This window comes from Methylibium sp., assembly GCF_031393925.1.
In the GTDB taxonomy this organism is placed as follows: Bacteria; Pseudomonadota; Gammaproteobacteria; order Burkholderiales; family Burkholderiaceae_C; genus Methylibium.
Map to the genome: position 1 here is coordinate 1 of NZ_JANMWL010000174.1, position 22,191 is coordinate 22,191.

The 22,191-nt window shown below is 65.6% G+C and carries 21 protein-coding genes; 15 read left to right on the forward strand and 6 right to left on the reverse strand.

The window, feature by feature from the left end; translation table 11 throughout:
• The 4 genes from RMO12_RS09560 to RMO12_RS09575 form a co-directional block, all read left to right on the forward strand.
• Nucleotides 1-632, forward strand: a 632-nt coding sequence (locus RMO12_RS09560; protein ID WP_309639114.1) for a carbamoyl phosphate synthase small subunit, incomplete at its 5' end; no start/stop codon positions are given.
• A gap of 1 nt (nucleotide 633) precedes the next feature.
• Nucleotides 634-3,906 carry a carbamoyl-phosphate synthase large subunit gene (gene carB, locus RMO12_RS09565; RefSeq protein ID WP_309639115.1) on the forward strand — a complete coding sequence of 1,091 codons (3,273 nt, stop codon included), beginning with the start codon at nucleotides 634-636 and terminating at the stop codon, nucleotides 3,904-3,906.
• Between the two features lie 94 nt (nucleotides 3,907-4,000).
• Entirely contained in the window at nucleotides 4,001-4,477 is a 477-nt protein-coding gene (gene greA / locus RMO12_RS09570; RefSeq protein ID WP_309639116.1) for a transcription elongation factor GreA, read from the forward strand.
• On the forward strand, nucleotides 4,474-4,926 hold the full coding sequence (locus tag RMO12_RS09575) for a DUF4149 domain-containing protein (RefSeq protein ID WP_309639117.1): 453 nt from the start codon (nucleotides 4,474-4,476) through the stop codon (nucleotides 4,924-4,926). The genes greA and RMO12_RS09575 overlap by 4 nt, the downstream gene beginning before the upstream one ends.
• Before the next feature lie 11 nt (nucleotides 4,927-4,937).
• On the opposite strand, the gene RMO12_RS09580 is transcribed toward RMO12_RS09575, so the two are convergent.
• Nucleotides 4,938-5,408, reverse strand: a complete 471-nt coding sequence (locus RMO12_RS09580; protein ID WP_309639118.1) for a YhbY family RNA-binding protein — start codon at nucleotides 5,406-5,408, stop codon at nucleotides 4,938-4,940.
• Between the two features lie 19 nt (nucleotides 5,409-5,427).
• Between RMO12_RS09580 and RMO12_RS09585 the strand changes: the two genes are divergently transcribed.
• The 4 genes from RMO12_RS09585 (at nucleotide 5,428) to glmM (ending at nucleotide 10,531) form a co-directional block, all read left to right on the forward strand.
• On the forward strand, nucleotides 5,428-6,150 hold the full coding sequence (locus RMO12_RS09585; RefSeq protein ID WP_309624872.1) for an RlmE family RNA methyltransferase: 723 nt from the start codon (nucleotides 5,428-5,430) through the stop codon (nucleotides 6,148-6,150).
• 156 nt (nucleotides 6,151-6,306) lie between these two features.
• Nucleotides 6,307-8,223, forward strand: coding sequence for an ATP-dependent zinc metalloprotease FtsH (ftsH, locus tag RMO12_RS09590; protein WP_309639119.1), 1,917 nt, complete (start codon nucleotides 6,307-6,309; stop codon nucleotides 8,221-8,223).
• Between the two features lie 106 nt (nucleotides 8,224-8,329).
• Nucleotides 8,330-9,160: a dihydropteroate synthase gene (gene folP, locus RMO12_RS09595; RefSeq protein ID WP_309639120.1), complete on the forward strand. Its 831-nt coding sequence runs from the start codon at nucleotides 8,330-8,332 to the stop codon at nucleotides 9,158-9,160.
• A 36-nt stretch (nucleotides 9,161-9,196) separates the two neighbouring features.
• Entirely contained in the window at nucleotides 9,197-10,531 is a 1,335-nt protein-coding gene (gene glmM, locus RMO12_RS09600) for a phosphoglucosamine mutase (protein ID WP_309639121.1), read from the forward strand.
• A 31-nt stretch (nucleotides 10,532-10,562) separates the two neighbouring features.
• Here glmM and RMO12_RS09605 read toward each other — a convergent pair whose 3' ends face one another.
• Entirely contained in the window at nucleotides 10,563-11,051 is a 489-nt protein-coding gene (locus tag RMO12_RS09605) for a fasciclin domain-containing protein (RefSeq protein WP_309639122.1), read from the reverse strand.
• 196 nt (nucleotides 11,052-11,247) lie between these two features.
• Here RMO12_RS09605 and pstS point away from each other — a divergent pair, with 196 nt between their 5' ends.
• The 7 genes from pstS (at nucleotide 11,248) to phoR (ending at nucleotide 17,913) form a co-directional block, all read left to right on the forward strand.
• Nucleotides 11,248-12,288 carry a phosphate ABC transporter substrate-binding protein PstS gene (pstS, locus tag RMO12_RS09610; protein WP_309639123.1) on the forward strand — a complete coding sequence of 347 codons (1,041 nt, stop codon included), beginning with the start codon at nucleotides 11,248-11,250 and terminating at the stop codon, nucleotides 12,286-12,288.
• A 135-nt stretch (nucleotides 12,289-12,423) separates the two neighbouring features.
• Complete coding sequence (pstC, locus tag RMO12_RS09615) at nucleotides 12,424-13,401, forward strand: phosphate ABC transporter permease PstC (protein WP_309639124.1); 978 nt, start codon at nucleotides 12,424-12,426, stop codon at nucleotides 13,399-13,401.
• The gene (gene pstA / locus RMO12_RS09620) at nucleotides 13,398-14,282 is read left to right on the forward strand and encodes a phosphate ABC transporter permease PstA (protein WP_309639125.1); all 885 of its coding nucleotides are present in this window, start codon (nucleotides 13,398-13,400) and stop codon (nucleotides 14,280-14,282) included. The genes pstC and pstA overlap by 4 nt, the downstream gene beginning before the upstream one ends.
• Nucleotides 14,283-14,301: 19 nt before the next feature.
• A complete protein-coding gene (gene pstB, locus RMO12_RS09625) occupies nucleotides 14,302-15,087 on the forward strand; it encodes a phosphate ABC transporter ATP-binding protein PstB (RefSeq protein ID WP_309624421.1) in 786 nt (261 codons plus the stop codon).
• 22 nt (nucleotides 15,088-15,109) lie between these two features.
• Nucleotides 15,110-15,817, forward strand: a complete 708-nt coding sequence (phoU, locus tag RMO12_RS09630) for a phosphate signaling complex protein PhoU (protein WP_309624422.1) — start codon at nucleotides 15,110-15,112, stop codon at nucleotides 15,815-15,817.
• A 22-nt stretch (nucleotides 15,818-15,839) separates the two neighbouring features.
• Nucleotides 15,840-16,541 (forward strand): phosphate regulon transcriptional regulator PhoB, encoded by a 702-nt coding sequence (phoB, locus tag RMO12_RS09635; RefSeq protein WP_309639126.1) that lies wholly within the window; start codon nucleotides 15,840-15,842, stop codon nucleotides 16,539-16,541.
• Nucleotides 16,542-16,569: 28 nt separating this feature from the next.
• The gene (gene phoR / locus RMO12_RS09640; RefSeq protein WP_309639127.1) at nucleotides 16,570-17,913 is read left to right on the forward strand and encodes a phosphate regulon sensor histidine kinase PhoR; all 1,344 of its coding nucleotides are present in this window, start codon (nucleotides 16,570-16,572) and stop codon (nucleotides 17,911-17,913) included.
• Nucleotides 17,914-17,946: 33 nt separating this feature from the next.
• Here the strand turns inward: phoR and RMO12_RS09645 are convergent, their stop codons facing one another.
• The 4 genes from RMO12_RS09645 to trxA form a co-directional block, all read right to left on the reverse strand.
• Complete coding sequence (locus RMO12_RS09645) at nucleotides 17,947-19,617, reverse strand: hypothetical protein (RefSeq protein WP_309639128.1); 1,671 nt, start codon at nucleotides 19,615-19,617, stop codon at nucleotides 17,947-17,949.
• A 95-nt stretch (nucleotides 19,618-19,712) separates the two neighbouring features.
• Nucleotides 19,713-19,973: a type B 50S ribosomal protein L31 gene (locus RMO12_RS09650; RefSeq protein ID WP_309639129.1), complete on the reverse strand. Its 261-nt coding sequence runs from the start codon at nucleotides 19,971-19,973 to the stop codon at nucleotides 19,713-19,715.
• Between the two features lie 124 nt (nucleotides 19,974-20,097).
• Nucleotides 20,098-21,360 carry a transcription termination factor Rho gene (gene rho, locus RMO12_RS09655; RefSeq protein WP_309626118.1) on the reverse strand — a complete coding sequence of 421 codons (1,263 nt, stop codon included), beginning with the start codon at nucleotides 21,358-21,360 and terminating at the stop codon, nucleotides 20,098-20,100.
• Between the two features lie 207 nt (nucleotides 21,361-21,567).
• Complete coding sequence (gene trxA / locus RMO12_RS09660) at nucleotides 21,568-21,897, reverse strand: thioredoxin TrxA (protein ID WP_309626117.1); 330 nt, start codon at nucleotides 21,895-21,897, stop codon at nucleotides 21,568-21,570.
• Nucleotides 21,898-22,191 lie beyond the last annotated feature (294 nt).

A 22,191-nucleotide genomic window follows, 5' to 3' on the forward strand; every position in this document is an offset into this window, starting at 1 on the left:
GGACCGAGACCGAATGGTCGCTCTCGCACGCCGAAGGCAGGCCCGGCTATGGCCGCCAGACCGCGCCGCACCATCATGTGGTGGCCTACGACTACGGCATCAAGCGCAACATCCTGCGCATGCTGGCCAGCCGCGGCTGCCAGGTCACGGTGGTGCCGGCGCGCACGCCGGCCGCCGCGGTGCTGTTGCTCGAGCCCGACGGCATCTTTTTGAGCAACGGGCCGGGCGACCCCGAACCTTGCGACTACGCTGTCGAGGCGACGCGCGCGCTGGTAGAGCGGGGCCTGCCGACCTTCGGCATCTGCCTCGGGCACCAGATCCTGGCGCTCGCCTCGGGCGCAAGAACCTTCAAGATGAAGTTTGGCCACCACGGCGCCAACCACCCGGTGAAGGATCTCGACTCGGGGCGCGTGAGCATCACCAGCCAGAACCACGGCTTCGCGGTCGACGAGAGCACGCTGCCATCGAACTTGCGCCCCACGCACGTGAGCTTGTTCGACGGCACGCTGCAGGGCCTGGCGCGCACCGACAAACCGGCGTTTTGCTTTCAGGGCCACCCCGAGGCTTCGCCCGGGCCGCACGACATCGGCTATTTGTTCGACCGCTTCATTGCGCTGATGGAAACGAACTGACATGCCCAAGCGCACCGACCTCCAAAGCATTCTCATCATCGGCGCTGGCCCGATCATCATCGGGCAGGCCTGTGAGTTCGATTACTCCGGCGCCCAGGCCTGCAAGGCGCTGCGCGAGGAGGGCTTTCGCGTCATCCTTGTCAACAGCAACCCGGCGACGATCATGACCGACCCGGAGATGGCCGACGCGACCTACATCGAGCCCATCACCTGGCAGGTGATCGAGAAGATCATCGCCAAGGAATGCCTGGCTCACCCCGCGGACAAAATGGCGGTGCTGCCCACCATGGGCGGGCAGACCGCGCTGAATTGCGCGCTCGAGCTGCACAAGCACGGCGTGCTGGCGAAGTACGGTGTCGAGATGATCGGCGCCAACGAACAGGCGATCGAAAAGGCCGAGGACCGCCTGAAATTCAAGGACGCGATGACCAAGATCGGCCTGGATTCCGCCAAGAGCGGCATCGCCCACTCGATGGACGAGGCGCTCGACGTGCAGCGTCGCATCGCCCACGAGATCGGCGGCACGGGCTTCCCGATGGTGATCCGCCCGAGCTTCACGCTCGGTGGCACGGGCGGCGGCATTGCCTATAACCCGGCCGAGTTCGAAGAGATCTGCAAGCGCGGCCTGGATTTGTCGCCGACCAAGGAACTGCTGATCGAGGAGTCGCTGATCGGGTGGAAGGAATACGAGATGGAGGTGGTTCGCGACAAGGCGGACAACTGCATCATCGTCTGCTCGATCGAGAACCTCGACCCGATGGGCATCCACACTGGCGACTCGATCACCGTCGCGCCGGCCCAGACCCTGACCGACAAAGAATACCAACTGCTGCGCAATGCCTCGATCGCGATCCTGCGCGAAATTGGCGTGGACACCGGCGGCTCCAATGTGCAGTTCTCGATCAACCCGGCCGACGGCCGCATGACCGTGATCGAGATGAACCCGCGCGTGTCGCGCAGCTCGGCGCTCGCATCCAAGGCGACCGGCTTTCCGATCGCCAAGGTGGCCGCCAAGCTGGCGGTCGGCTACACGCTCGACGAACTGCGCAACGACATCACCGGCGGCGCAACGCCGGTTTCGTTCGAGCCAAGCATCGACTACGTCGTGACCAAGATTCCGCGCTTTGCGTTCGAGAAGTTTCCTGCCGCGGACTCGCGCCTGACCACGCAGATGAAGTCGGTGGGCGAGGTGATGGCGATGGGCCGCACCTTCCAGGAGAGTTTCCAGAAGGCGCTGCGCGGCCTGGAAACCGGCATCGACGGGCTGGCCGAGCGCAGCACCGACCGCGAGGAGATCGTCCAGGAAATCGGCGAAGCCGGCCCCGAGCGCATCTTGTTCGTGGCGGATGCATTTCGCATCGGCATGACGCGCCAGGAAATCTTTGAAGAAACCGCGATCGACCCGTGGTTTCTGGCGCAGATCGAGCAGCTCGTGCAGGTCGAGCAGTCGCTTCACGGCCGCCAGCTCGCCAGCCTGAGCGCGGGCGAACTGCGCTTTCTCAAGCGCAAGGGATTTTCCGACCGCAGGCTTGCCAAGCTGCTGGGCAGCAACCAACACGCCGTGCGCGCGCGGCGCCACGAACAAGGGATCCGCCCGGTCTACAAGCGCGTGGATACCTGCGCGGCGGAGTTCGCCACCCAGACAGCCTACCTGTACTCGACCTACGACGAGGAATGCGAAGCCGAGCCCACGTCGGCCAGGAAGATCATGGTGCTCGGCGGCGGACCCAACCGCATTGGCCAGGGCATCGAGTTCGACTACTGCTGCGTGCATGCCGCGCTCGCCATGCGCGAGGACGGCTACGAAACCATCATGGTCAACTGCAACCCCGAGACCGTGTCGACCGACTACGACACCTCGGACCGCCTTTACTTCGAGCCGGTGACGCTCGAAGACGTGCTCGAGATCGTCGACAAGGAAAGACCGGTCGGCGTGATCGTGCAGTACGGCGGGCAGACGCCGCTCAAGCTGGCCCTGGACCTCGAGCGTGCCGGCGTGCCGATCATCGGCACCTCGCCGGATTCGATCGACATCGCCGAGGACCGCGAGCGCTTCCAGCAACTGCTGCACAAGCTGGGGCTCAGGCAGCCGCCCAACCGCACCGCTCGCACCGAGGAGGCGGCCTTGCTGCTCGCGCAGGAGATCGGCTACCCGCTGGTCGTGCGGCCGAGCTACGTGCTCGGCGGGCGCGCGATGGAGATCGTGCACGGCGACAAGGACCTCGAGCGCTACATGCGCGAAGCGGTCAAGGTGAGCGAGAAGTCGCCGGTGCTGCTCGACCGCTTTCTCGACGATGCGGTGGAAGTCGACGTCGACTGCATCAGCGATGGCGAGCAGGTGATGATCGGCGCGATCATGGAGCACATCGAACAGGCGGGCGTTCACTCGGGCGACTCGGCATGCTCGCTGCCGCCCTATGCGCTACCCGCCGCGCTGCAGGACGAACTCCGCCGCCAGACCACTCTGATGGCCAAGGCCTTGAAGGTCATCGGCCTGATGAACGTGCAGTTCGCCATCCAGGGCGAGGGCGATGAGGCCGTGGTCTACGTGCTCGAAGTGAACCCTCGCGCCTCGCGAACCGTGCCGTTTGTTTCCAAGGCGACCGGGCAGCCGCTTGCCAAGATCGCCGCGCGCTGCATGGTCGGCCAAAAGCTCGCAGACCAAAGAGCGCTGGGCGGCGAGCCACCGCGCGAGATCGTGCCACCCTATTTCTGCGTGAAGGAAGCGGTGTTCCCATTCAACAAGTTTCCGGGCGTCGACCCCGTGCTCGGCCCGGAAATGCGCTCGACCGGCGAGGTCATGGGCACGGGCCGCAGCTTCGGCGAAGCGATGCTCAAGAGCCAGCTCGGCGCCGGCTCCAAACTACCGAGTGCGGGCACGGTCGTGATCACCGTCAAGAACGCCGACAAGGACCGTGCCGTCAAGGTCGCCGCGGATCTGGTCGCGCTCGGCTTCAACGTGGTCGCCACCCGGGGCACGGCGGCGGCGATCGCGGCAGCGGGCGTGCCGGTCAAGCTCGTCAACAAGGTCAAGGACGGGCGACCGCACATCGCCGACCTCATCAAGGCTGGCGAGATCCAGCTGGTGTTCACGACCGTCGACGAAACCCGCACCGCCATTGCGGATTCGCGCTACATCCGCACCGCGGCGATTGCCAATCGCGTGAGCTACTACACCACCATGGCGGGCTGCGAGGCGGCGGTCGAGGCGCTCGAACACCAGGACGATCTGACGGTGCGCTCGCTGCAGGAAATGCACGCCGAACTCCACTAAACTGGCACGGCTTAGACGTCACTCAAGGCCGCCCCGGAGTCTCGGGGCGGCTGTGTTTTTTTGAAGACCGCATCGATCCAGAGAGAACATTGCCATGGTCACCATTCCGCTCACCCGACGCGGCGCCGAAAAACTCAAGAGCGAGCTGCAGCGCCTCAAATCCGTGGAACGCCATGCGGTGATCCAGGCGATCGCCGAGGCGCGTGCCCAGGGCGACTTGTCCGAGAACGCCGAGTACGAAGCCGCCAAGGACAAGCAGGGCTTCATCGAAGGCCGCATCCTCGAAATCGAAAGCAAGATGGCCGCGGCACAGATCATCGACCCGTCCACGCTCGATGCAGGTGGCAAGGTGGTGTTCGGCGCCACCGTCGAGCTCGAGGAAGAAAGTTCCGGCGAAGCCGTCACTTACCAGATCGTCGGCGACGACGAGGCCGACCTGAAGCAGGGTCTGATCTCGGTCAGCTCACCGATCGCGCGCGCCATGATCGGCCGCTTGGCCGGCGACGTGGCTGAGTTCCAGGCGCCCGGCGGCGTGCGGCGCTACGAGATCGTCGAGGTGCGTTACCTGTGAGGTTCGCGTCGGCGGCCCCTGCGCTCGATCGGCTGCGCCGGTTGCTGCCAGGTTTGTGGCTCGGTGGGCTGCTGGCGCTGGCCCTGATTGCCGCACCCGCGCTGTTCGCATTGCTCGATCGGCCCTGCGCAGGCCGCGCCGCCGCGCGGCTGTTTGCCGTCGAGGCGCAGGCGAGTCTGCTGCTGGGTGGCGCGCTGGGCCTGCTCGAGCAGCGCCGCGCCGCGGCCGGGTCCGGACCGCGCATAAGTGCCGAACTGCTGATGGCGCTTGGCGCCCTGTTTTGTACTTTGCTTGGCCACCACGCATTGCAACCGATGCTGGAGGCGGCACGCGACGGGCAGGGGCGCTGGTCATTTGCCGCGCTGCACGGCGCGTCGGCAGCGTTGTTTGGCTTGAAGACCGTGCTGGTCGCAGCGCTGGCCTGGCGCGCGAGCCGCGCCGACGCCTGAGTGCCCCCGCGCTAGACGCCGCGTTTCTTGGCGCTCGGAATGCGCTTCTTGGCGCGCTTGACGATGCCGCCCGCGGTGAGCCGTTCGTTGCCGAGCACGGTGAGCTTCTTGACCTGGGCGCGGTGGTTGCCGCTCTTGGAAAACTTGAGGATCTTCACCACGCGCGGACCGGATTTGCGCGTTTCGTCCTCGATCTTCACTTTTTCGGGGACCGGGCGCCACAGCACCAACAGCTTGCCGATGTGCTGCACCGGCGCGGCGCCGAGCTGTTCGCACAGCGTGGCGAGCAACGCCCCGCGCTGTTCGCGCTCGTTCGAAAACACTCGCAGCTTGATGAGCCCGTGGGCATTAAGGGCGACGTCGGCTTCCTTGATCACCGCGGGCGTGAGTCCGTCGCCGCCGATCATGACAACCGGGTCGAGGTGGTGCGCCTCGGCGCGGTGGGTTCTGCGCTCGGCGGCAGTCAATTCAAATGCAGGCATCCCCGTATTATCGACCCGCATGAAAGTCAAGACGAAGAGCAAGAAGGTCAACAAGGCGTGGCTCAACGACCATGTCAACGATCCCTACGTGAAACTGGCGCACAAAGAGGGTTATCGCGCACGTGCCGCGTACAAATTGAAGGAGATCGACGAGACGCTTGGCCTGATCAAACCGGGCCAACTCGTGGTCGATCTCGGCGCCGCGCCAGGCGCGTGGAGCCAGTACCTGCGGCGAAAGTTCGCGCCGCGTGATGCTGGCACCGGCGGCGCGGCCGTGGGTTCGCTCAACGGCACCATCATCGCTCTGGACCTGATCGACTGCGAACCGATTGAGGGTGTGCAGTTCATTCGGGGCGACTTTCACGACGCGGCCGTTCTGGAGCGGCTCGATGCCGCCCTGGCGGGGCGTCCGATCGATGTGGTGGTCTCGGACATGGCGCCCAATTTGTCTGGCATCGCCTCGTCCGATGCGGCGCGCGTGGCCCTGCTGGTCGAACTGGCGGTCGAGTTTGCAGAAACACGCTTGCGCAGCGGCGGTGCACTCGTGTGCAAACTCTTTCACGGCAGCGGCCACAGCCAGTTGGTCGAGCTTTTCAAGCAGCGGTTTCGCGTCGTCAAGCCGATCAAGCCAAAGGCTTCGCGCGACAAGTCTTCGGAAACCTTCCTGGTCGGCATCGGTCCGAAGCAGGGCCGAAGCGAAGCGGCGCGAGGCAAAGCCGACGATCCGTTTGAAACAGCATGAAACCGGTCAATGTCCATGGGCGCGCATCGCCAAGGCGGCCGGGCCTGCAGTCTTGATCGGACTAAAATCGGCGCCATCTCACGAGATGGATGGAATGATTCTCGTGCTGCAGTTGGAGCCCACCCTGGGCCGTGAAGTGGTAATGAAGGAGCCGCGGTGAACAATCAATGGTTTTCCAAGGTCGCAGTCTGGCTGGTCATTGGCTTGGTGCTGTTTACTGTGTTCAAGCAGTTCGACGGCAAGGTGAGCGCCACTGGCCAGATCGGCTATTCCGACTTCCTGGAAGAGGTGCGCAGCAAGCACATTGCTGCGGTGACTTTGCAGGAAAGCGGCAGTGGCGCAACCGAGATTCGCGCCCAGACCACCGACGGCAAGACGCTTCGCACCACCGCCACCTACCTTGACCGCGGCCTGGTCGGCGACCTGATCAACAACAACGTCAAGTTCGATGTGAAGCCGCGCGAAGAGCCGTCGGTGCTGATGAGCATCCTGCTGTCGTGGGGCCCGATGCTGCTGTTGATTGGCGTGTGGATCTACTTCATGCGCCAGATGCAGGGCGGTGGCAAGGGCGGCGCCTTCAGCTTCGGCAAGAGCAAGGCACGCATGCTCGACGAGGCCAACAACACCACTTCCTTTGCCGATGTCGCCGGCTGCGACGAGGCCAAGGAAGAGGTCAAGGAACTGGTCGACTTCCTGAAGGATCCGCAGAAGTACCAGAAGCTCGGCGGCCGCATTCCTCGCGGGGTGCTGCTGGTCGGTCCTCCCGGCACCGGCAAGACCTTGCTGGCCAAGGCGATCGCGGGTGAGGCCAAGGTGCCGTTCTTCAGCATTTCGGGTTCTGACTTTGTCGAGATGTTTGTCGGCGTGGGCGCGGCCCGTGTGCGCGACATGTTCGACCAGGCGAAGAAAAATTCGCCCTGCATCATCTTCATCGACGAGATCGATGCCGTCGGGCGGCATCGTGGAGCCGGACTTGGCGGCGGCAACGACGAGCGCGAACAGACCTTGAATCAGATGCTCGTCGAAATGGACGGCTTCGAGACCAATGTCGGCGTGATCGTGATGGCGGCCACCAACCGGCCCGACATCCTCGACCCCGCGCTGCTGCGCCCCGGCCGCTTTGACCGACAGGTCTACGTGACCTTGCCCGACGTGCGCGGTCGTGAGCAGATCCTCAACGTCCACATGCGCAAGGTACCGATCGGGCAGGACATTCGCGCCGACATTCTGGCGCGCGGCACGCCGGGATTCTCGGGCGCCGATCTGGCCAATCTGGTCAACGAGTCGGCGCTGTTTGCTGCGCGGCGCAGTGCGCGCGTGGTCGAGATGGTCGACTTCGAGAAGGCCAAGGACAAGATCATGATGGGCCCGGAGCGCAAGTCCATGATCATGCCGGAGGACGAGCGCCGCAACACCGCCTACCACGAGTCCGGCCATGCGCTGGTGGCGCGCCTGATGCCTAAGACCGACCCGGTCCACAAAGTGACGGTGATCCCGCGTGGACGTGCCCTGGGCGTGACCATGCAGCTGCCTGAAGGCGACCGCTACAGCCTCGACAAGGAGCGCATGCTCAGCACGATTTCGGTGCTGTTCGGTGGTCGCATCGCCGAGGAGGTGTTCATGAACCAGATGACCACGGGTGCCAGCAACGACTTCGAGCGCGCCACGCAGATTGCCCGCGACATGGTCACGCGCTACGGCATGACCGACGAGTTGGGTCCGATGGTGTATGCAGAGAACGAAGGCGAAGTCTTCCTCGGCCGTTCGATCACCAAACAGGTCAATGTGTCGGAAGAAACGATGCAGAAGGTCGACAAGCAAATCCGCAAGATCATCGACGACCAATACAACCGGGCGCGCAAGCTGATCGAGGACAACCAGGACAAGATCCATGCCTTGGCCAAGGCGCTGCTGGAATGGGAAACCATCGACAGCGAGCAGATCGACGACATCATGTCCGGCAAGCCGCCGCGGCCGCCGAAGGACTGGACGTCCACCAGCAGCGGCAACAACCGCAGCGGTGGCGGAGGGGCTGTCAACGTCAACCCGGACGAGGCGCCCGCCACGGTTTGAGCGTCGGCGCCGGGGTTGCCGGCGCTACCGAGGCCCGCCCGGCCTCACCTTCTCCCGAACGGGGCCTCGCCGGCCCCGTTTTCCATTTGCGCGAAACTCGCCGCCCATGCTCTGGCAAACCACTCGCTTCTCGATCGACCTGGCGATGCCGCGCGTAATGGGCATCGTCAATCTCACCCCCGATTCGTTTTCGGACGGTGGCATGCATGGCGGCGCGCTGGCGCACTGCGAGCGGCTGCTGACGGAAGGCGCCGACATGCTCGACCTCGGCGGCGAGTCCACTCGCCCTGGCGCCGAGCCGGTGGCGCTTGGCGACGAGCTGGCGCGCGTGCTGCCAGTGCTGCGTGAGGCGGTGCGTCTGGGGGTGCCAATTTCCATCGACACCTACAAGACCGAGGTGATGCGTGCCGCGCTCGACCTGGGCGTGGACATCGTCAACGACATCAAGGCGCTGCGCGCGCCGGGGGCGCTCGACGTGGTTGCTGCGCACCCGGCCTGCGGCGTCTGCCTCATGCATATGCGCGGCGATGAGCCACGGACCATGCAGGATGGCGAGCCTCGCTACGACGACGTGGTGGCGTCGGTGCGCGAGTTCCTGCGTGAGCGGCTCGAAGCGCTGCGCGCACGTGGCGTGGCCGCAGAGCGCGTCGTGCTCGACCCGGGCATCGGCTTTGGCAAGCGCAGCGAGCACAACCTCGCTTTGCTGGCGCGCCAGTCGGAGTTGATGGCGCTCGGCCGGCCGCTGCTGGCCGGCTGGTCGCGCAAGAGCACGCTCGGCCGCGTCATCGGGAGGGAGGCGCTCGGCGAGCGGCTCGTGGCCAGCGTGGCGGCGGCGCTGGCGGCAGTGCAGCGTGGGGCGCGCATCGTGCGGGTACACGACGTGCAGGCGACGGTCGACGCCCTCGCGGTCTGGCGCGCAGCAGGCCTGCCGGGTTGAGCTGACGGCGTGTGCCGGCGGGCACAATCGCCGCCCATGAGCAGAATTTATTTCGGCACGGACGGTATCCGCGGCACCGTCGGCCAGGCGCCGATTACGCCTGATTTCGTGCTGCGCCTGGGTCACGCCGTCGGCCGCGTGCTGAAGTCGCACCAGCAAAAGGCGACCGTGCTGATCGGCAAGGACACGCGCATTTCGGGCTACATGCTCGAGTCGGCGCTCGAAGCCGGTTTCGCGTCGGCCGGCGTCGACGTGCTGCTCACGGGGCCGCTGCCGACGCCCGGCGTGGCCTACCTGACGCGCGCGCTGCGCCTGGACCTTGGCGTCGTCATCAGCGCCTCGCACAACCCGTTCGGCGACAACGGCATCAAGTTTTTTTCAGCGCGCGGCGAAAAGCTGCCCGACGCCTGGGAGCAGGAGGTCGAAGCGGCACTGGCCGAGACGCCGTGCTGGGTCGACTCGGCCGCACTCGGCAAGGCGCGTCGACTCGACGATGCGCAGGGGCGCTACGTCGAGTTCTGCAAGAGCACGGTGAGCGCCGAGTTCACGCTCAAGGGCCTGAAGCTGGTGATCGATGGCGCGCATGGTGCGGCCTACCAGGTCGCGCCGAGTGTGTTTCACGAGCTGGGCGCCGAGGTCATTGCCATCGGTTGCAGCCCCGATGGCCTGAACATCAATGACGGCTTCGGCGCCACACATCCCGATGCGCTGGTGAGTGCGGTGCGCGCCCACCACGCCGATTACGGCATCGCGCTCGATGGCGACGCCGACCGGCTGCAACTGGTCGACGCCGGTGGCCGCCTCTACAACGGTGACGAACTGCTTTACCTCATGGTGCTCGACCGGCTGGCGCGAGGCCACCCGCCCAAGGGCGTGGTCGGCACGCTGATGACCAACCTGGCCATCGAGCAGGCGCTGCGCGCACGCGGTATCGAATTCGTGCGCACCAAGGTCGGTGACCGCTACGTGCTGGAGGAATTGCTTGCCCGGGGGTGGCAACTCGGCGGCGAAGGCTCCGGCCATTTGATCGCGCTCGACTGCCACACCACCGGCGACGGCCTGGTCAGCGCCTTGCAGGTGCTGCAGGCGGTGGTGCGCAGCGGCCGCTCACTGGCGCAGTTGCTCGAGGGCGTGGCGCTGTTCCCGCAAGTGCTCGTCAATGTGCGGCTCGTGCCCGGCCAGGATTGGCAGCAGAGCGCGGCGCTGGCCGCCCTGCAGCAGGACGTGCTGGCCGAACTGGGCAAGCGCGGGCGGCTGCTGATTCGGCCGTCGGGCACCGAGCCGCTGTTGCGCGTGATGGTCGAGGCGCAAGACGCCACGCTCGCCGAAAGCTGCGCGCAGCGGCTCGCTGACGCGGTGCGCCAGGGCTGACCCGCGGCGGGGGCAAGCGCGCCGTGACGCTTCAGCGCTTGGGCGGCACCAGCACGCGATCGATCATGTGGACCACGCCGTTGCTTGCCAGCATGTCGGCGCGCGTTACCACGGCGTCGTCCACGGTCACGAAGTTGCCCGACTTCGACAGCGCGAGGTTGGCGCCCTGCAGCGTCTTGGCCGGGCCGGTCTTCACGTCGGCAGTGGCCACCTTGCCCGACACGAGGTGATATTGCAGCAGCAACTTCAGCTGTTCCTTGTCCTTGGCCAGCGATGCGAGCGTGGCCTGTGGCACGGCTTTGAAGGCATCGTCGCTCGGTGCGAACGCGGTGTAGGGGCCGGCGGCGCGCAGCGTTTCGGTCATTCCGGCGTCGGTGATCAGGCGGTTCCAGGTCGACAGCTCCGGCGTCGTCGCGGCCGTCTCCGCGATGCTGGTCGGCATCGAAGAGATGGCGCAGCCGGCCACACCGAACCACAGGGCGGAGGTGGTGAGCAGCAGGGGCAGTTGGCGTGGGCACATCGAAAAACTCCTTGAATGGGTGCAGTCGACCGGGTGGCGCAAAGCATAGGAATCGACCGTGACAGTTGCGTGACCGTTTCGTGAATCCGGCTGTCATGCAAGCGCTGGACGCGGGCATTCAGGGATGTCACGCCGCTGTCACACGGCCTGCCTAGAGTCGCCGCTGTCGATCTCTCGCTTTGAAAGGCTTGCTCTCATGAACTTCACGCTGTTTCGATCCACCGTCGTCGTGGCCGCACTGGCCGCTGCTGCGAGCCTCGGTCATGCGCAAGACGTGACCGGCGCCGGCGCGACCTTCCCCGCGCCCATCTACGCCAAATGGGCCGATGCCTACAACAAGGCCACCGGCGTGCGCATCAACTACCAGTCGGTCGGCTCGGGCGCTGGCATCCGCCAGATCAAGGCCAAGACGGTCGACTTCGGCGCGACCGACATGCCGCTCAAGGACGATGAACTGGCCAAGGACGGCATGGTGCAGTTCCCGACCGTCATCGGTGGGGTGGTGCCGGTGGTCAACGTCAAGGGCATCACTCCGGGCCAGCTCAAGCTGACGGGCCAGGTGCTCGGCGACATCTATCTTGGCAAGGTGGCGAAGTGGAACGATGTGGCCATCGCCGCGCTCAACCCCGGCGTCGCCCTGCCAGACGCGCCGATCGCCGTGGTGCGGCGCGCGGACGGTTCGGGTACGACCTTCATCTTCACCAACTATCTCTCCAAGTTGAACGCCGAGTGGAAGGCCAAGGCCGGCGAGGGCACGGCGGTGAACTGGCCGACCGGCGCCGGCGGCAAGGGCAACGAGGGCGTGTCGGCCTTCGTGCAGCGCCTGCCCAATTCGATCGGCTATGTCGAATACGCCTACGCCAAGCAAAACAAGATGTCGCACGTGATGATGCGCAACCAGGCGGGCAACTTCGTCGGGCCGGATGAAGACACCTTCAAGGCCGCTGCCACCGGTGCCGACTGGTCCAAGAGCTTCTACCAGATCCTCACCGAGCAGGCCGGCAAGGACGCCTGGCCGATCACGGGTGCGACCTACGTGCTCATGTACAAGAGCCAGGACAAGCCGGCCAGCGCCGCAAGTGCGCTCAAGTTCTTCGACTGGGCCTATGCGAGCGGCGACAAGATGGCTTCCGACCTCGAGTACGTGGCCCTGCCCGACAGCCTCAAGACGCTGATCCGCAAGCAGTGGGCCAACGACATCAAGGACGCATCGGGCAAGGCGATTGCATTCAAGTAAGCAAGCGCCAGTGCGGCCTCTTTCGAGGCCGCACTGGCGGGGTGTCGCCGGTGCGGCGCACCCCGCCGTTGCATCCGAGGAGCACGCGACGTGGCCGCTACACTGCCCGCAATTCCGTACCCCGACAAGAGCAAGATGGAACGATCCGGCCCCGAGGATCGGCGTTTGGCGCGGCGCCGCTCCGCACCCTGGGCCGACACGGTGTTTTCCTTGCTCGCGCATGGTGCGGCGCTCCTGACGCTGGGCCTGCTGGCGGGCATCATCGTCTCGCTGTTCATCGGCGCCACGCCCGCCATCCAGGAATACGGCCTGTCCTTCCTGTGGCGCAGCGAATGGGATCCGGTGCAAAACCGCTATGGCGGGTTGGTGATGATCTACGGCACGCTGATGACCTCGTTCATTGCGCTGTTGATCGGCGTGCCGGTGAGCTTTGGCATTGCGCTCTTTCTCACCGAACTTTCGCCCGGCTGGCTCAAGCGCCCGCTGGGCATTGCCATCGAGCTGCTCGCTGCCGTGCCCTCGATCGTCTACGGCATGTGGGGCTTGCTAGTGTTCGCACCGATCCTCTCCACTTACGTGCAGCAGCCGCTGCAGGCGGCGTTTGCCGGCGTGCCGGTGCTGGGCGCGCTGTTCAGCGGCCCGCCGGTGGGCATCGGCATCCTGTCGGCCGGCATCATCCTGGCGATCATGGTGATTCCCTTCATCGCCTCGGTGATGCGCGACGTTTTCGAAGTCACGCCGCCGATGCTCAAGGAGTCTGCCTACGCCCTGGGCTCGACCACCTGGGAGGTGGTCTCGCGCGTGGTGCTGCCCTACACCAAGACCGGCGTGATGGGCGGCATCATGCTCGGCCTGGGCCGCGCGATCGGCGAGACGATGGCGGTCACCTTCGTCATCGGCAACTTCAACCAGCTCGATTCGCTGTCGCTGTTCGAGGCCGCTAACAGCATCACCTCCGCGCTCGCCAATGAGTTCGCCGAGGCCGGCGAAGGGCTGCACCAGGCTTCGCTCATCTACCTGGGTCTGGTGTTGTTCTTCATCACCTTCGTGGTGCTGGCATGCTCCAAGTTGTTGTTGGCGCAGCTCAAGAAGGCTGAGGGGACACGGACATGAGCGGTATCACGAGCCAGACCGGCGCGGCGCTCCAGGCCCGGCGGCTTGGCAAGCATGTCAAGCGCAAGCGCATCAATGCGATTGCGCTGGTGCTCTCGCTCGGCGCGATGGCCTTCGGCGTGTTCTGGCTGATCTGGATCCTGATCGAGACGGTGCGCCTGGGTATCGGCGGCATGGTGCTCGCCACCTTCACTGAAATGACGCCGCCACCGCAAGCCGAGACCGGTGGTCTGGCCAACGCCATCTTCGGCTCGGTGCTGATGGTGTCGCTGGCCACCTCCATCGGCACGCCGATCGGCATCCTCGCGGGTATCTACCTGGCCGAATATGGCCAGAAGGGTTGGCTCGGCAGCCTCACGCGCTTCATCAACGACATTCTGCTGTCGGCACCCTCGATCGTGATCGGCCTGTTCATCTACTCGGTGGTGGTGGCTCCGAGGCACGGTTTCTCGGGCTGGGCCGGCGTGCTGGCGCTTGCGCTGATCGTGATTCCGGTCGTGATCCGCACCACCGAGAACATGCTCACGCTGATCCCCAACTCGCTGCGCGAGGCGGCCTACGCGCTCGGCACGCCGAAGTGGAGGGTGATCATGACCGTCACGCTCAAGGCGGCACGCGCGGGGGTGGTCACCGGCGTGCTGCTGGCGCTGGCGCGCATTGCGGGCGAGACTGCGCCGCTCTTGTTCACCGCGCTGTCCAACCAGTTCTGGACCAGCGACCTGAACGCGCCGATGGCGAGCCTGCCGGTGACGATTTTCAAGTTTGCACTCAGCCCCTACGAGAACTGGCAAAAACTCGCTTGGGCTGGCGTGCTGCTGATCACGATCGGCGTGCTGCTGCTCAACATCCTGGCGCGCGCGCTGTTTCGCAATAAACACTGATCGACGAGGAGCCTTCGACATGGACGCCAACGTGGAACTGCCGCTGAGCGAGAAGCCCAAGCTCTCGGTGCGCAGCCTCGATTTCTATTACGGGCATTTCCATGCGCTCAAGGGCATTAATCTCGACATACCGCAGAACAAGGTGACGGCCTTCATTGGTCCCTCGGGTTGCGGCAAGAGCACGCTGCTGCGGTGCTTCAACCGCATGTTCGAGCTCTATCCGGAGCAACGCGCAGAAGGGCAGATCCTGCTCGACGGCGACAACATCCTCACCAGCAAGGAAGACATCTCGCTGATCCGCGCCAAGATCGGCATGGTGTTCCAGAAGCCCACGCCGTTTCCGATGTCGATCTACGACAACATCGCTTTCGGCGTGAAGCTGTTCGAGACGCTGCCGCGCGTGGAGATGGACGAGCGCGTCGAATGGGCGCTCAAGAAGGCGGCCCTCTGGAACGAGGTCAGGGACAAGCTCAACCAGAGCGGCTCGGGGCTGTCGGGCGGGCAGCAGCAGCGCCTGTGCATTGCGCGCGGCATCGCCATCAAGCCCGAGGTCCTGCTGCTCGACGAACCCTGCTCGGCGCTCGATCCCATCTCGACGGGCAAGATCGAGGAGTTGATCCACGAACTGAAGAACGACTACACCGTCGTCATCGTCACGCACAACATGCAGCAGGCCGCGCGCTGCTCGGACTACACAGCCTATATGTACCTTGGCGACCTGATCGAGTTCGGCCCCACGTCGGATTTGTTCATGAAGCCGCGCAAGAAAGACACCGAGGACTACATCACCGGGCGCTTCGGTTGAAGCGCCACCAGGGAGCACGACGATGAGCGATAAACACCTCTCGACCCAGTTCGACGCTGAACTCAGCGGCATCTCGACGCGCGTGCTCGAGATGGGCGGCCTGGTGGAGTCGCAGGTCGCGCAGGCGATCTATGCGCTGACCAACTTCAGCAACGAGACCGCTGCCCAGGTGCTGGCCGTGGAAGAGAAGGTCAACCGGATGGAGCTCGACATCGACCGCGATCTCTCCAGCATCATCGCGCGGCGGCAACCGACCGCGCGTGACCTGCGCCTCTTGATCGCGGTCAGCAAGACGATCGGCAACCTCGAGCGCGTCGGCGACGAGGCGGCGCGCATCGCGCGCACCGTGCAGCGGCTGGTCAATACCGGCGTGTCGAGCCGCTTGCGCTTGCCGATGTCCGACGTGGCCTTCGAGGCGACGCTGGCCACCACCTTGCTGCGCAAGGCGCTTGACGCCTTTGCGCGACTCGACGTCGACAAGGCGGTCGAGGTGCTCAAGCAGGACGACCAGATCGACCAGGAGTTTGAAGGCCTGATGCGCAAGCTCATCACCTTCATGATGGAAGACCCGCGCACCATCTCGGCCAGCATCGACCTGGTGTTCGTGGCCAAGGCGATCGAGCGCGTGGGCGACCACGCCAAGAACCTGGCCGAGCAGATCATCTACGTGGTCAAGGGCACCGATGTGCGGCACAACCCAGTCGATACCGTCGAGTCGATGGTGCGATGAGCAGCAGCGAAGGAGCGAGGCAATGAGCCGAGTGTTGGTGGTGGAAGACGAGTCGGCGATCGCCGAGCTGATTTCGATCAACTTGCGACATGCGGGCTACGAAGTGCGGGTGGCCGCAACGTCCGACCAGGCGCAGCTCGAGATCGACCGCGTGCTGCCAGACCTGGTGATTCTCGACTGGATGCTGCCAGGCCAGTCGGGGCTGGCGCTGGCCAAGCGCTGGCGTGCCGACAGCCGCACGCGCGAGCTACCGTTGATCATGTTGACGGCGCGGGCGGCCGAGGGCGACAAGGTCGCGGGGCTCGATGCCGGCGCGGACGACTACCTCACCAAGCCGTTCTCGACCCATGAACTGATGGCGCGCATCCGCGCGGTGCTGCGGCGCAAGGCGCCCGAGGCGCTCGACAGCGCGGTCGAGCTGGGCCCGCTGCGCCTGGACCCGGCGACGCGCCGCGTGTCGCGCGGCGACCAGGAAGTCAAGATCGGTCCGACCGAGTTTCGCCTGCTGCATTTCTTGATGACCCACCCCGAGCGTGTGCATTCACGCGCGCAGCTGCTCGATCGCGTCTGGGGCGACCATGTCTTCATCGAGGAGCGCACCGTCGACGTGCATGTGAAGCGGCTGCGCGAAACGCTCGCGCCGGTGGCCTGCGCCGCGATGATCGAGACGGTACGCGGCGCCGGCTACCGGCTCACACAGCAGGTCGCTGCGGTTTCAGTTTGACGACCACCCGGGCTGCGGGAGCGTGCGCTTGACCTGGCTCTTCCCACGCCTGTTCGCGGGCCTGCTGGTGCTGGTCGCAGGCGGCGTGGCGGGCTATTGGCTCGGCGGTGCGGTGCATGCGCCGGTGCTCAGTGTGCTGCTCGGAGGCGCGCTCGCGGTCGGCACGCTGGCAGTGCTCGACACTCTGCGCGGCATGCGCCTGATCACCTGGCTGCGCAGCGCGCAGGAGACCGATGCGCCGCGCGACGCCGGCTTCTGGGGCGAGATCGGCTACCGCGTGGAGCGCAGCATTCGTGCCCGAGAACGCACGGCGGCAGAGGAGAAAGCGCGCCTCGAGCAGTTCTTGCAAGCCATCGAGGCCTCGCCCAATGGCGTGCTGATGCTCGACGCCAATGACCAGATCGACTGGTGCAATTCGGTGGCGGCGGCGCACTTCGGACTCAATCCGCAGCGCGACCGGCTGCAGCGCATCACCAACCTCGTGCGCGCACCGGCCTTTGTCGCGCACCTGCAGTTCGGAAAATACGACGAGCCGGTGAGCTATGTCGACCCGCGCGGCCTGGGCACGCTGTCGGTGCTGGTGCGCGACTACGGCGGCGGCATGAAGCTCGTGCTGTCCCAAGACATCACCGAGCGCGAGCGAGCGGACGCGATGCGGCGCGATTTCGTGGCCAATGTCTCGCACGAGATCCGCACGCCGCTGACGGTGCTCGCCGGCTTCATCGAAACGATGGACACGCTGCCGCTGACCGCGGTCGAGTGCAAACGCGTGCTGATGCTCATGGCCCAGCAGACCGACCGCATGCAGACGCTGGTGAGTGACCTGTTGATCTTGGCGCAACTCGAAGGCAGCCCGCGACCCGCGGCCGACCGTTGGATTGCGCTGGCCAAGCTGCTGAGGCGGGTCGAAGCCGATGCACGCACCCTGTCGCAGGGCCGGCAGACGATCACGCTGACCGGCGACGACGCGCTCCAAATCGCGGGCGCGGAGAGCGAACTGCTCAGCGCCCTGGGCAACCTGGTGACCAACGCGGTGCGCTACACGCCCGAGGGCGGGCGAATCGACATTGGCTGGCGCATGCGACCCGACGGCTCCGGTGAGTTCGCGGTCAAGGACACCGGCCCGGGCATCGAGCGCGAACACATCCCGCGCCTGACCGAGCGCTTCTACCGCGTCGACGGCAGCCGCTCGCGCGAGACCGGCGGCACCGGCCTGGGCCTGTCGATCGTCAAGCACGTCGCGCAGCGCCACGGTGGCGAGCTCGACATCCACAGTGAGACGGGCAAGGGGTCGACCTTCCGGCTGGTGTTTCCGGCCGCACGCCTGCGCTACCTCGAAGCGCCGTCCCCGCGCATGCGCGACGCACTCTGAAGCCGCGCGAGCCGCAGCGCGCTGGCTCGATCCTCATCGAGCCGCACGGTCGGCGCTGCGCCGGTAGACCGCCGTTTGCTCGTCGCGTTCGGTGGGGCGGCGCTCGCGCGCGATCAACCGCCAGCCAGGGCGCTCGAGCGCACTCGCGGACGTGCCCGTGCGTGCTGGCGCGAGCAGGAATTCGCAGCCTGCGACGCTAGCGCCCGGCTGGGCCTCGACACGCCAGCCGCCGTGGTACTCGAGCGCCGCCAGCAGGGCCAACGGCAAGCCGGTGGCGGCCACGCACGCATCGCGCGGCACATGCTGCGCAATGCGCTCGACCAGCGGCCGGTAGCTGCGCACGTAGTCGAGCAGCGGCAGCAGCAGCGTCATCAGCAACAGCCAGCACAGGGCGAGGCCGCCGGCCGGCAGCACCAGGCTCTTCCACAGCGGGTGGCGGTGGCGCCCGGTGCGCCAGCGCACCAGCAGCAGCCAGGCGAGCGTCGCGCCGAGCGCGCACGCCAGCGCCACGCTCGAAAAGCCGCCCGGATAGCCGGGCACGAGGCGCGCGACGTTGGCGGCGGTCTTGGCCGGAACACCCCACTGCAGCGCGCTGTAGACCACCCAGATGGCGATTGCGCCGACGCTGAAGAACGCCACCGAGAACCAGTCGATCGCGGCCGAGACGCTGCGCTGCAAGGTCGGCAGGGCAAAGGACGCGAGCACTGCCAGCGCGGGCAGCGCGAGCATTAACGCGCGGTCGGAGCCGCCCATGCCGACGCAGGCGATGAACGCCACCGCCGCGAGCGTGAGCGGCACCGCGATGTGACGGTGCCGCACGTGGCCGCGCCAGCGCCACAGCGTCCACGCGGCCAGCGCCCAGGCCGGCCAGGCGAACCAGCCCAGCAATTGCAGCACCGAGCCGATGCGCGGCAGCGTCCAGACGCGCCATCCCCAGGCGCCGAGCGCCGTGGCGGCGAGCGCCGCCACAATCGCAGCCATTGCGATCCAGGCCGCGAAGCGCCGCGCCAGCGGGTAGCTCGAGCGCAGACTCACCAGCACGCCGGCCAACGCAAAGCCCACACCGATGGTCGGCGCGCCGCTGGCCGACAGCACCGGCAGTGCCACCAGCACTGCGATGCGTGAAGGCCACGCCCGCCACGGGCTCGCCGCCAGCGCATAGACGAACAGCGTGGTGCCGAACAACTGCACGAGTTCGGGTGTGGTTTCGTGGCCGAGTTGCAGCAGGCCCAGCGTGGCCATCAGCGCCAGCAGCGCACCGTCGGCGACGGCGCGGGCGTAGTCGAGCGGTTGCGCTTCGCCGCCAAAGGCAAACGGCACCGGCTGAGCCGCTTCGGTACGCGCGAGGTGATAGGTGCTGTACCAAGTGAACACGAGCACGCCCACCAGCAGCAGCGCGAACGGCAGACGCGCAGCGAGCGCCGGGTCGAGCAGCGAGCCCAGCAGCTTGATGGCCAGCGCACCGAGCCAGTAAGGCAGCAGGGCGCCGTCGCCCGGCAGGCCGGCAATGGTTGGCAGCAGCGGCTCGGCCGTGCCGCGCGCCAAGCCGAACATGTAGCCAAAGGCGGTGATGTCGGCGTTGCGCCAGGGATCGCGCCCGAGCAGTCCGGGCAGCACGTAGGCGGCGCAAAACAGCAGCAACGCACCGCGCGGCAGGCGCTGCACGGCGCGCTGCGCGACCAGGGCGGGGGTGGGGGTGCTCAAGCGGGCGGTCGGCTGGGGGGCATCGACGGATGTTGCCGCAAATGCGGTCATGAAAAAAGGCAGCCGGAGCTGCCTTCATGCGGGGTCGAGTTGGCTTACTTTTTCGCGCCGAGGTGGGCGAACTTGTTGCGGAATTTTTCGACGCGACCGCCCAGCGAGTCAACGCTCTTTTGCGTGCCGGTGTAGAACGGGTGCGATTCGCTGGTGGTCTCGAGCTTGTACAGCGGCAATTCGCGGCCGTCGTCCATCTTGGTCATTTCGCGCGTCTGGGCGCACGAGCGCGTCACGAACTTGAAGCCGTTGGACAGGTCGACGAAGCACACGTCGCGGTAGGTGGGGTGAATGCCGTCTTTCATCTCGAATCCTTGGTCGTTCTTGGTCGTTGCAGGAGCCCCGCCGCGGGACGCAGCGCACTTTCTGGCGTTTATGAATGGCGTTTATGAAAAGCCGCAAATTATGCCATGCGGTCGCCGCGCCTCGTCAGCCTCCGCGCCGCATCATGTCGAAGAAGTCGAGGTTGGTCTTGGTCGACTTCATCTTGTCGAGGATGAACTCCATCGCCTCGATCTCGTCCATGGAATAAAGCAGTTTGCGCAGGATCCAGGTCTTTTGCAGGATCTCCGGCTTGAGCAGCAGCTCTTCGCGCCGCGTGCCGCTCTTGTTGAGCAGGATCGAGGGGTAGACGCGCTTTTCGGCCATGCGGCGGTCGAGGTGGATCTCGCAGTTGCCGGTGCCCTTGAACTCTTCGTAGATCACCTCGTCCATGCGGCTGCCGGTGTCGACCAGCGCGGTGCCGATGATGGTGAGCGAGCCGCCTTCTTCAATGTTGCGCGCCGCGCCGAAGAAGCGCTTGGGGCGCTGCAGCGCATTGGCGTCGACGCCGCCGGTCAGGACCTTGCCCGACGACGGCAACACGTTGTTGTAGGCGCGGGCCAGGCGGGTGATGGAGTCGAGCAGGATCACCACGTCCTTCTTCAACTCGACCAGGCGCTTGGCGCGCTCGATCACCATTTCAGCCACCTGCACATGGCGCGCGGCCGGCTCGTCGAAGGTGGAACTGATGACCTCGCCGCGGATGGTGCGCTGCATCTCGGTCACTTCTTCGGGCCGCTCGTCGACCAGCAGCACGATCAGGTGGACCTCGGGGTAATTGGCGGTGATGGCGTGTGCGAGGTACTGCATCATCACCGTTTTGCCGCTCTTGGGCGCCGAGACGAGCAAGGCGCGCTGGCCTTTGCCGAGCGGGGCGATCAGGTCGATGATGCGGCTGGTGATGTTCTCTTCGGACTTGATGTCGCGTTCGAGCTTGAACTGCTCCTTCGGGAACAGCGGCGTCAGGTTCTCGAACATGATCTTTTGTTTGTTCTCCTCCGGCGTGATCCCGTTGACGATGTCGACCTTGACCAGCGCGAAGTAGCGCTCGCCGTCCTTGGGCACGCGCACCTCGCCTTCGATCATGTCGCCGGTGTGCAAATTGAAGCGCCGGATCTGGCTGGGCGACAGGTAAATGTCGTCGGTGGAGGCGAGGTAGCTCGCCTCGGGCGAGCGCAGGAAGCCGAAGCCGTCGGGCAGCACTTCGAGCACGCCGTCACCAAACACCTGCTCGCCGCCCTTGGCGCGCTTTTTCATGATCGCGAACATCAGTTCCTGCTTGCGCATGCGACTGCTGTTCTCGATCTCCAGCGTTTCGGCCGCCTTGATCAGTTCGGAGATGTGCTGGGCTTTGAGTTCGGATAGATGCATGAGGGCACCTCGGGGTGCTGACGACGCAAGCATTGGTCGATGAATTCGACCAAAGGCACGTTGTCGGTCAAGGCTGATCGCTCACGCGATCAAGGGCCGAAAATCTGGGTGGGGGTGCCGAATCCACGCGCCGGTACGCGGCGTGGCGGCTTTTCTCGCGGGAACTCGGGGCGGGCGGCTGGCCTCGCCCCGACACGTTTGCCGCGATTATAGGTGGCCGTCGAGGAAGGCCGTCAATTGGGATTTGGACAGGGCGCCAACCTTCGTGGCGGCCAACTTGCCGTCCTTGAACAACATCAGCGTCGGGATGCCGCGGATGCCGAACTTGGCCGGGACGTCACGGTTCTCGTCAACGTTCATCTTGGTGACCTGCAATTTGCTGCCGTAGTCGCGGGCCACCTCGTCGAGGATCGGCGCAATCGCCTTGCAGGGGCCGCACCATTCTGCCCAGTAGTCCACCAGCACCGGGGTACCGGACTTGAGTACGTCGTCGTCGAACGAGGCGTCGGAGATGTGTTTGATCAAATCACTGGCCATCATGTTTCCTTTGGCTTTGGGCCGAAGCGTTGCGTTTGCAGCAGGGCTCCAGGGCAAAATGATTTTGACACAAGGGGTCGGTGCGCGTACTCGCTAACCCGATCCTTCGGCAATGGCGGTGATTGAAGGAAAACAGCCCTGGACATCCCTTTGGCCCCCGGGCTCGACGTGCCGCAATGCTGGCAACAGGTGGCCCGTGCGGTGCGGGCGTTTTCGCACGAGCGAGGCGTCGAGTCGCGCGACCTGATCGTGCTGCTGCCGTTCGCGCAGCACCTGCCGCTGGCGCGCGCGGCG

Bases quoted from the DNA above. Each gene is read 5' to 3' on its own strand.
- RMO12_RS09585 (WP_309624872.1), top strand. From the start codon at position 5,428: ATGAAAGTCAAGACGAAGAGCAAGAAGGTCAACAAGGCGTGGCTCAAC.
- RMO12_RS09605 (WP_309639122.1), bottom strand. From the start codon at position 11,051: ATGTGCCCACGCCAACTGCCCCTGCTGCTCACCACCTCCGCCCTGTGG.
- phoU (WP_309624422.1), top strand. From the start codon at position 15,110: ATGAGCGATAAACACCTCTCGACCCAGTTCGACGCTGAACTCAGCGGC.
- pstS (WP_309639123.1), top strand. From the start codon at position 11,248: ATGAACTTCACGCTGTTTCGATCCACCGTCGTCGTGGCCGCACTGGCC.
- RMO12_RS09650 (WP_309639129.1), bottom strand. From the start codon at position 19,973: ATGAAAGACGGCATTCACCCCACCTACCGCGACGTGTGCTTCGTCGAC.
- pstC (WP_309639124.1), top strand. From the start codon at position 12,424: ATGGAACGATCCGGCCCCGAGGATCGGCGTTTGGCGCGGCGCCGCTCC.
- phoB (WP_309639126.1), top strand. From the start codon at position 15,840: ATGAGCCGAGTGTTGGTGGTGGAAGACGAGTCGGCGATCGCCGAGCTG.
- pstA (WP_309639125.1), top strand. From the start codon at position 13,398: ATGAGCGGTATCACGAGCCAGACCGGCGCGGCGCTCCAGGCCCGGCGG.
- trxA (WP_309626117.1), bottom strand. From the start codon at position 21,897: ATGGCCAGTGATTTGATCAAACACATCTCCGACGCCTCGTTCGACGAC.
- pstB (WP_309624421.1), top strand. From the start codon at position 14,302: ATGGACGCCAACGTGGAACTGCCGCTGAGCGAGAAGCCCAAGCTCTCG.
- folP (WP_309639120.1), top strand. From the start codon at position 8,330: ATGCTCTGGCAAACCACTCGCTTCTCGATCGACCTGGCGATGCCGCGC.
- carB (WP_309639115.1), top strand. From the start codon at position 634: ATGCCCAAGCGCACCGACCTCCAAAGCATTCTCATCATCGGCGCTGGC.
- RMO12_RS09580 (WP_309639118.1), bottom strand. From the start codon at position 5,408: ATGCCTGCATTTGAATTGACTGCCGCCGAGCGCAGAACCCACCGCGCC.
- glmM (WP_309639121.1), top strand. From the start codon at position 9,197: ATGAGCAGAATTTATTTCGGCACGGACGGTATCCGCGGCACCGTCGGC.
- rho (WP_309626118.1), bottom strand. From the start codon at position 21,360: ATGCATCTATCCGAACTCAAAGCCCAGCACATCTCCGAACTGATCAAG.
- greA (WP_309639116.1), top strand. From the start codon at position 4,001: ATGGTCACCATTCCGCTCACCCGACGCGGCGCCGAAAAACTCAAGAGC.